At 69.0% G+C, this 8,979-nt stretch carries 7 protein-coding genes; all 7 read left to right on the top strand.

Annotated elements, in window-relative coordinates; translation table 11 throughout:
- Positions 1–150 precede the first annotated feature (150 nt).
- The 7 genes from dprA to rpmG all read left to right on the top strand — a co-directional run bounded on the left by dprA (position 151) and on the right by rpmG (position 8,798).
- Entirely contained in the window at positions 151–1,275 is a 1,125-nt protein-coding gene (gene dprA / locus QGG75_08785) for a DNA-processing protein DprA (GenBank protein ID MDP6067333.1), read from the top strand.
- A 56-nt stretch (positions 1,276–1,331) separates the two neighbouring features.
- A complete protein-coding gene (gene topA / locus QGG75_08780) occupies positions 1,332–3,971 on the top strand; it encodes a type I DNA topoisomerase (GenBank protein MDP6067332.1) in 2,640 nt (879 codons plus the stop codon).
- A 7-nt stretch (positions 3,972–3,978) separates the two neighbouring features.
- Positions 3,979–6,207 carry a ribonuclease R gene (rnr, locus tag QGG75_08775; protein ID MDP6067331.1) on the top strand — a complete coding sequence of 743 codons (2,229 nt, stop codon included), beginning with the start codon at positions 3,979–3,981 and terminating at the stop codon, positions 6,205–6,207.
- Between the two features lie 98 nt (positions 6,208–6,305).
- Positions 6,306–6,722 carry a DUF983 domain-containing protein gene (locus QGG75_08770; protein ID MDP6067330.1) on the top strand — a complete coding sequence of 139 codons (417 nt, stop codon included), beginning with the start codon at positions 6,306–6,308 and terminating at the stop codon, positions 6,720–6,722.
- Complete coding sequence (locus tag QGG75_08765; GenBank protein MDP6067329.1) at positions 6,719–7,399, top strand: NUDIX hydrolase; 681 nt, start codon at positions 6,719–6,721, stop codon at positions 7,397–7,399. Before QGG75_08770 ends, QGG75_08765 begins: the two co-directional genes overlap by 4 nt.
- Positions 7,392–8,564, top strand: a complete 1,173-nt coding sequence (locus tag QGG75_08760; protein ID MDP6067328.1) for an MFS transporter — start codon at positions 7,392–7,394, stop codon at positions 8,562–8,564. Before QGG75_08765 ends, QGG75_08760 begins: the two co-directional genes overlap by 8 nt.
- Positions 8,565–8,630: 66 nt before the next feature.
- Positions 8,631–8,798 carry a 50S ribosomal protein L33 gene (rpmG, locus tag QGG75_08755; GenBank protein MDP6067327.1) on the top strand — a complete coding sequence of 56 codons (168 nt, stop codon included), beginning with the start codon at positions 8,631–8,633 and terminating at the stop codon, positions 8,796–8,798.
- The last annotated feature ends 181 nt before the right edge of the window (positions 8,799–8,979 follow it).

The raw sequence follows: 8,979 nt of genomic DNA, 5'->3' as shown, positions 1-8,979 counted from the left end.
AGAATATTCCAATTCCAGATCGCAATGGAAAAATGCCGCCGTTCAATCCACCCTCAGCAACCGATCAGTCAAGAGACTATTTCTTGGCCGCGTCCGCATTTTTGATTAGAGCTCTCTTTGCTCGACAGAGAGCGCGGATGGGAGCGGACGATGAGCGAAGTGGAACTTGGCGAGCTGAACGCGGAACAACGCCTGGACTGGCTCAGGCTATGGCGCAGCGAGAATGTCGGGCCGATCACCTTCGGCCAGTTGCTGGCCCGCTTCGGCTCCGCCCGGGCAGCCCTCGAGGCGGTGCCGGAATTGGCGCGGCGCGGCGGCCGGCGGGGCGCCATTCGCATTTGCTCGGCCGCCGAGGCCGAGCGCGAAGTGGCCGCCACCCGGGCCGCCGGGGCCCGCCTGGTGGCGCTTTGCGAACCCGACTACCCACGGCCGCTGGCGGCCATTCCCGATGCCCCGCCGCTGCTTGCCGTCAAGGGCCACGCCCACCTCTTCGCCGAGCGCACCATCGCCATCGTCGGCGCCCGCAACGCCTCGGCCGCCGGCGTGCGTTTTGCCCGCGACATCTCACGCGAGCTGGGCCAACTGGGTTTCGTCATCGCCTCGGGGCTGGCCCGGGGCATCGACACGGCGGCCCACGAGGGCGCCCTGGAAAGCGGCACGGTGGCCGTGCTGGCCGGCGGCATCGACGTCGTCTACCCGGCCGAGAACGAGGGGCTTTACGGCACCATCGTCGAGCAGGGCGCCGTCATCGCCGAACAGCCCGTGGGCAAACAGCCCCAGGGGCGCCATTTTCCCAGCCGCAACCGGCTCATCTCGGGGCTCTCATTGGGCGTGCTGGTGGTCGAGGCGGCGCTCAGGTCGGGATCGTTGATCACCGCCCGCATGGCGCTGGAGCAGAACCGCGAGGTCTTCGCCGTGCCGGGCTCGCCGCTCGATCCGCGGTGTCGCGGCTCGAATCGGCTGATCCGTGATGGCGCGGCCCTGATCGAGACCGCCGATCATGTCATCGAGGCCCTGGAAAACCTGGCGCTACCCAGGCTCGCCGAGGCCGAGCCCGAGCTCTTCCCAGCCGCCCCGGCGGCCCCGGCCAGCGAGCCCGAGGTCGCCGGCAGCCGCGATCTGGTGGCCGGCAAGCTGTGCCCGACGCCCATAGGCGTCGACGAAATCTTGCGTCAGTGCCGATTGACACCCGCGGTCCTTTTGACCATTTTGCTGGAGCTTGAATTGGCGGGCCGCCTGCAAAGGCATCCTGGCAATCAGATTTCGCTGCTCTAGATCGACGCTATTCCGACTGGGGTTCCCTTACCCATAAGCAGGATACCGAAGCCGCCATGGATGTCGTGGTCGTTGAATCGCCGGCCAAGGCCAAGACCATCGAGAAGTACCTGGGCACGGGTTTCACCGTGTTGGCCAGTTACGGCCACGTGCGCGATCTGCCGGCCAAGGACGGTTCGGTGCGCCCCGACGAAGACTTCGCCATGGACTACGAGACCGACGCCAAGGCGGCCAAGCACCTGGGCGCCATCGCCAAGGCCTTGCGTGGCGCCGGGCGGCTTTATCTCGCCACCGACCCCGACCGCGAGGGCGAGGCCATTTCCTGGCACGTGCTCAAGGCGCTGGAAGAAAAAGGCGCGCTCGACGGCATCGAAGTCCAGCGCATCGCCTTCAACGAGATCACCCGCGGCGCCGTCAGTGCCGCCATCGCCCAGCCCCGCGGCCTCGACGAAAACCTGATCAACGCCCAGCAGGCCCGCCGCGCCCTCGATTATCTGGTCGGCTTCACGCTCTCGCCGGTGCTCTGGCGCAAGCTGCCGGGCTCGCGCTCGGCCGGCCGCGTGCAGTCGGTGGCGCTACGCCTGATCTGCGAGCGCGAGCTCGAAATCGAGGCCCACAAGGCGCGCGAATACTGGACCATCGAGGTCGACGTCGGCGCCGCCGACGGCGCCGCCCTGAGCGCCCGCCTGGTGCAGCTCGAGGGCAAGAAGCTGGGCAAGTACGACCTGCCCGACGGCGCCGCCGCCGATCGCGCCCGCCATATCCTGGAAGGCGCCAGCACCTTCAGCGTGGTCGGCGTCGATGCCAAGGAACAAAAGCGCCACCCGCCACCGCCCTTCACCACCTCGACGCTGCAACAGGAGGCCTCGCGCAAGCTGGGCTTGAGCGCCCGGGTGATCATGCAGGTGGCACAGCGGCTTTACGAGGGTATCGACGTGGGCGGCGAGACCGTCGGCCTGATCACCTACATGCGCACCGACGGCGTGCAGATCGCCGGCGAAGCCGTGCAAGCCTGCCGTCGCGTCATCGGCGCCGAATACGGCCAGGCCTACGTGCCGGAACAGCCGCGGGCCTACCGCTCGAAGGCCAAGAACGCCCAGGAGGCCCACGAAGCGATACGGCCGACCGATCTCGGCCGCCTGCCGGCCCACCTCGCCAACCGCCTCAAGCGCGACGAGGCCAGGCTTTACGAGCTCATCTGGAAGCGCACCGTGGCCAGCCAGATGGCCAGCGCCCGCCTCGAGCGCGCCGGCATCGACATCGCCGACGGGGCCGGCCGAAGCGGCTTGCGCGCCACCGGCACGATCGTGCTGTTCGACGGCTTCCTCAGGCTCTACCGCGAGGGCCGCGACGACGTACCCAAGGACGGAGCGGCGGCCGATGACGACGCCGAGCGGCGGCTGCCGGCGCTGAAACAGGGCACCGGGCTGGAACGCCGCGAGGTGCGGCCCGACCAGCATTTCACCGAACCACCGCCGCGCTATACCGAAGCCACCCTGGTCAAACGCATGGAGGAGCTCGGCATCGGCCGGCCCTCGACCTACGCCTCCATCCTTTCCGTGCTGCAGGATCGCGACTATGTCCGCCTCGACAAGCGCCGCTTCGTGCCCGAGGACCGCGGACGCCTGGTCACGGCCTTTCTCTCGAGCTTTTTCCAGCGCTACGTGGAGTACGATTTCACCGCCGACCTGGAGCAGCGCCTGGATGAAATCTCGGCCGGCCAGGTCGACTGGAAGACCGTGCTCAAGGATTTCTGGCTGGCCTTCAGCGCCGCCGTCGACAACACCAAGGAACTCAGGGTGCGGGAAGTCCTCGACACCGTCGACGAGATCCTCGGGCCATCGCTCTTCAAGAGCGACCAGGAGGGCGTCGATCCCCGCCTCTGCCCGGCCTGCGAGGCCGGCCGTTTGTCGCTCAAGCTGGGCCGCCACGGCGCCTTCGTGGGCTGCTCCAACTACCCCGACTGCCGCTTCACCCGGCCCTTCGGCACCAATGGCGAGCAGGCCCCGGATACCGGCGACGCCGGCCCGCGCGAACTTGGCTCGGACCCCGAGAGCGGTCTCATGGTCAGCCTGCGCAAGGGGCCCTATGGCCATTACCTGCAATTGGGCGAGCCCGAGGGCAAGAAGAAACCCAAGCGTTCGTCGCTGACCAAGGACATGGTGCCGGCCGAGGTGACCCTGGAGACTGCGCTGCGCCTGCTGGCGCTGCCCCGCGAGATCGGCCTGCACCCCGAAAGCGGCAAACCGATCACCGCCGACATCGGCCGCTTTGGGCCTTATCTCCGCCACGAGGGCCGCTATGTCTCGCTGGCGGCCGAGGACAGCATCCTGGCCATCGGCCTCAACCGCGCCGTGGCGCTGATCGCCGATGCCAAGGACCGGCCCGGCGCCAAGGCGTTGCGCGAGTTGGGCGAGCACCCCGAAGACGGCAAGCTGATCTCGGTCATGAGCGGGCGCTATGGGCCCTACGTCAAGCACGGCCGCCTCAACGCCACCATCCCCAAAGGCCTGGACCCCGATAGCATCACGCAAGAGCAGGCCGTGGCGCTGCTGATCGAGCGCGCCGCCAAGAAGGCCGGCAAAAAGAAAGCTCCCGCCAAGGCCAAGAAAAAGAGCGCCAAGGGCAGCGCAAAAAGCAAGACCAAGGCCAAGGCCGCGGCGAAGGTTGCGGCCCCTGGGGCCAGCGACGGATAGCACCGGCGTGCCCCGCCGCCGCAGCGCGCCGTCCTTCCCCGACAGCCAAGACATCCTGCGCTTTATTGCCGACAATCCCGACCGCCGCAGCAAGCGCGATATCGCCCGGGCCTTCGCCATCAAGGGGCCGGATCGCCGCCGGCTGCAGGATCTGCTCGGCGAAATGGCGGCAAAGGGCGAGCTCGAACGGGCGCCGCGCCACGGCCTGAGGGCGGGCGGCATGCCGCCGGTGGCGGTGATCGAGGTCGTCGGCGTCGACGACGAGGGCGATTTGCTGGCCCGGCCCACCGGTGGCCAGCAGGACAGCGAAATCACCATCATCGTGCCCCTGGAAAAACACCGGCGCAAGGCACCGGGGCCCGGCGACCGCCTGTTGGCCCGCCTCACGCCGACCGGGCCGGAGGGCTATGAGGCGCGCGTCATCAAGCGCCTGGGCCAGGGGCCCGAGGAAGTGCTGGGCATTTTCGAGATGGTCGGCGGCCAGGGCCGCGTCCAGCCCGTCGAGCGGCGCACCAGGCGCGACTATGCCGTATCGGGACCGGACGCCCAGGGCGCCCAGCCCGGCGATCTGGTGCTGGCCGACGTCCTGCCGGGGCGGCGCTACGGCCTGCCTAAGGCCCGGGTGAGCCAGCGCCTGGGTCATATCGAGGCGCCCGGCGCCTTCAGCGCCATCGCCATCCAGAGCCACGGCATTCCGAGCAAATTCAGCGCCGCCGCCCTGGCCCAGGCCGAGGCAGCAACGGAGCCGGAGCTCGGCCGGCGCGAGGACCTGCGCGAGCTGCCGCTGGTCACAATCGACCCGGTCGAGGCCCGGGATTTCGACGACGCCGTCTGGGCCGCGGCCGACGACGACGGCGCCAATCCCGGCGGCTTCCGCCTGCTGGTGGCCATCGCCGACGTGGCGGCCTACGTGGCTCCGGGCAGCGCCCTCGATAGCGAGGCCCGCGAGCGCGGCAATTCGGTCTACTTCCCCGACCGCGTCGTGGCCATGCTGCCGGAAGCGCTCTCGAACGAGCTTTGTTCGCTCAAGCCGGGGCGCGACCGGGCCTGCCTGGCGGTCTGGATGACCATCGACGCCGACGGCCGGCTGCACCATCAGCGCTTCTGCCGCGGCCTGATGCGCTCGGCCGCGCGGCTCAGCTACCAGCAAGTACAAGACGCCCATGATGGATACCCGGGGGGCAATCCCGACGCCGCCACGAAGGCGCTCGTCGAGCCGGTGATCAAGCCCCTCTATGCCGCCTTCCGGGCGCTGGCCTTTGAGCGCAGCCGACGCCAGCCCCTGGAGCTGGTGGTGCCGGAGATGCGCGTCAAACTGGACGACGCGGGGCGCATTCTCTCGGTGGCCCCGCGCCCGCCGCTCGAGAGCCACCGCTTGATCGAGGAATTCATGGTCGCCGCCAACGTCGCCGCCGCCCGCACCCTCACGGACCGCGCCGCGCCCTGCATGTACCGCGTCCACCCGCCGCCCGAGGAGGAAGCCCTGGATGGCTTGCGGCCGGTCCTGGCGAGCGTCGGCCTGAAGCTGGCCCGTGGTCAGGTGCCGCGGCCCCAGAGCTTCAACACCCTGATCGACAAGGCCGCCGCCACGCCGCATGCCCGGCTGGTCAACGAGCTCATTCTGCGGGCCCAGTCGCAGGCCACTTACGATCCCCGGAACCAGGGCCACTTCGGCCTGGCGCTCAGCCACTACGCCCATTTCACCTCGCCCATCCGGCGCTACGCCGACGTCTGCGTGCACCGCGCCTTGATCGCCAGCCTGGGTCTCGGCGACGATGGCCTGCCCGAGGAGGCGGCGGCGGAATTCGCCGAGCTGGGCCGCCAGATCTCGGCCACCGAGCGCCGCGCCATGAAGGCCGAACGCGAGACCGTCGACCGTTTCCTGGTGGCCCACCTGGAGGACCGCCGGGGCGCCGTTTTTTCCGCCCGCATCTCGGGCGTCATCGGGGCCGGCCTGTTTGTCGCCCTGGACGAGAACGGCGCCGACGGCTTCGTTCCCGGGCGCAGCCTGATCGGCGATCGCTACCGCTTCGACGAGCAGGCCATGGCCTTGGTGGGCGAAAGCCAGGGCCGGCGCTACCGGCTGGGCGACGCGGTCGAGGTGCGGCTGGTGGAAGCGGTAGCGGCCAGCGCCACCTTGCGCTTCGAACTGTGCGAGGACGATCCGGGTCAGCTCGAGGACCGTTACGGTATCGCCCGGACGCCCCGCCCCAAGCGCCGCCAGCGCCAGCGCTAAGGGCGGAACATCTGTAACATTGCGCCGGCTACCGGGAGGCTGCATAAAGGCACTCCCGCGCGCTCCCAGGTTCTCCCCCATCGGCCGATCACAACGCCATGACAGTAGAGACCATCCCCGACCCCGAGCCGCGCCCCCGGCTGGCGGCACTATGGCGCGGCCTCAGGCGGCGCTGCCCAAGTTGTGGCGAGGGCGCGCTGTTCACCGGCTATCTCCGCGTCGCCGCCGCCTGCGGCAATTGCGGCCAGGCGCTGGAGGGCCATCGCGCCGACGATGCGCCGCCCTACTTCACCGTCCTGGTGGTCGGCCATATCGTGTTTACCGGCGTGCTGCTGGGAGAGACCAATTTGGCGCCGCCGCTGTGGCTGCACCTGGGCTTTTGGCTGTTGCTGGCGCTGGTACTGGCGCTCTATTTGCTGCCGCGCTTCAACGGGGCGCTCATCGGCCTGCAATGGAGTCTCTCCATGCACGGCTTCGGGGGACACCAAGACCGGGGCCAGGACGGCCAGCCATGAGCCGGCGCCCGAGCCACGTGCGGCCCCGCGACGCCGCCAGTCTGGTGCTGCACCGCCAAAACGGCGCCGGCGAGATGCTGGTGCTGATGGGCCGTCGCGCTCCGCGCCACAGGTTCCTGCCCGAACTTTACGTCTTTCCCGGCGGGCGGCTCGACCCGGACGACAGCCGGGCCACGGCCGCCAGCCCGCTCAGGCCCGACGTGGCCGCCCGCCTGGCCCGCCATTCCTCGCCCCGCAAGGCCTTCGGCCTGGCCATGGCGGCGGTACGCGAAACCTTCGAGGAAACCGGCCTGCTGATCGGCGCCCCCCTCGAGGCCGAGGCGCCGGGGCCCGAGTCGTGGCAACATTTCTACCGCACCGGTCAGGCCCCGGCACTGGCCCACATCGACTTCATCGCCCGGGCCTTGACGCCGCCGCCCTCGCCGATCCGCTTCAACGCGCGTTTTTTCGTCATCGACGGCGACCACGCCGAGGGCCGCCTGGGGGGCAGCGGCGAGCTCCTGGATCTGGACTGGTATCCGCTGGCCGAGGCCCTCAAGCTGCCGCTCGCCGACGTCACCGAATTCGTCCTCGATACAGCGCTCGATCACATCGAGTCCCCCCCCGAGCCAGACGCCGACCGGCCGGTTCCCGTTTTCTTGTATCGCAACGAAATCTCTCACATCCGGTATGCCTGAGAACGCGCTCAGCAAAGCCGAGCAGCGCCTCAGTCTAGCCGCCATCATCGCCAGCATCAGCGTCTTCGCCTTCACGCTGGGGCTGAGCTCGCCGATCCTGGCCCTGATCCTCGAGGCCCAGGGCATCTCGAACAGCCTGATCGGCGTCAACAGCGCCATGACCGCCGTGGGTATCCTGGTATCGGCGCCCTTCATGCCGCCGCTGACGCGGCGCCTCGGCATCGTCCGTTTCATGCTGCTGTGCATGGTGATGTGCGCGGTGCTTTTGCTGGTGCTGCGGGCCCTGCCCAACGTCTATCTGTGGTTTCCCCTCCGCGTCGTACTGGGCTTCGCCATCAACGGTCTTTTCGTGCTCAGCGAGACCTGGATCAACGAGATCGCCGACAACCACAACCGCGGCCGCCTGATCGGCCTCTACGTCACCGCCCTGGCGGCCGCCTTTGCCGTCGGGCCGCTGTTGATCCCGATTTTCGGCAGCCAAAGCTGGATACCCTTCGTCATCGCCGCCGCAACCATCTCACTGGCAGCGCTGCCGCTGCTCGCCGTGCGCCGGCTCGCTCCCAGCTTCGAGGCCGCCGGCAGCGCCGGCATTGTAGCCTTCTTCCGCCTGGCGCCGACGCTGCTGGCCGGCACCTTCCTGACCGCCTTCATCGATGCCGCGGCGCTTTCGCTGTTGCCGGTCTATAGCATGCGGCTGGGACTGGGCGAGGCAGTGGCCGGGTTGATGGTGGCGGCCCTGGTCTTCGGCAACGTCATCTTCCAGTTCCCCCTGGGCTGGCTGGGCGACCACATGAACCGCTACCGCCTGCTGGTCATCTGCGGCCTCTTCGGCATGGCCGGCGCCGCGTTGCTGCCGGCGCTGAGCGCCGGCCCCGGGCGCTGGCCGCTGCTCTTCGTCTGGGGCGGCATGACCTATGGCATCTACGCGCTATCGCTGACGCTGCTGGGCGAGCGCTACCGCGGCACCGACCTGGTCGCCGGCAACGCCGCCTTCGCCGTGATGTGGGGCATCGGCGGTATTCTCGGGCCGCTGGCCGGCGGCGCCGCCATGGACGCCTGGGGCCCTCAGGGCCTGCCGCTTGCCATGGCCGCCGCCTGTTTGCTGTTCGTGGTTCTCGCGCTCTACCGCCACGGCCCGGCGCCCTGGCGGGGCGCAGCCCCTTGACTTCGGCCGGGGCGACGTTATGTTTCCGGCTCGCCACACAGCCCAGCGCCAACCGGAGCGCCTCTCATGGCCAAGCCCGCCACCTTGAAGATCAAACTCGTCAGCACCGCCGACACGGGCTTTTATTACGTCACCAAGAAGAATCCGCGCACGCTGACCGAGAAGCTGACGCTGAAAAAATACGATCCCGTCGTGCGCAAGCACGTCGAATTCAAGGAAAGCAAGATCAAATAGTTTTGTCGCTCACGGCGGCGGCCCTGCGGTCCGCGGCCTCCGCGGGGGCGGTGTGCCAGGCATGGCGCACGGTGCGAAAGCACCATTTGCCGGGCTGTGGTGGCCCGGCGACGACTTGGGGGTGGAAGTCCCCTACGGACCCTGGTGACGGGAACCGTTAGCTGTACGCAAGGGCGTCGCC

This window comes from Alphaproteobacteria bacterium (assembly GCA_030740435.1).
Taxonomy (GTDB): Bacteria; Pseudomonadota; Alphaproteobacteria; order UBA2966; family UBA2966.
Note: the sequence above shows the minus strand (reverse complement) of the source record. Positions and strands in the feature narration are given on the sequence as shown.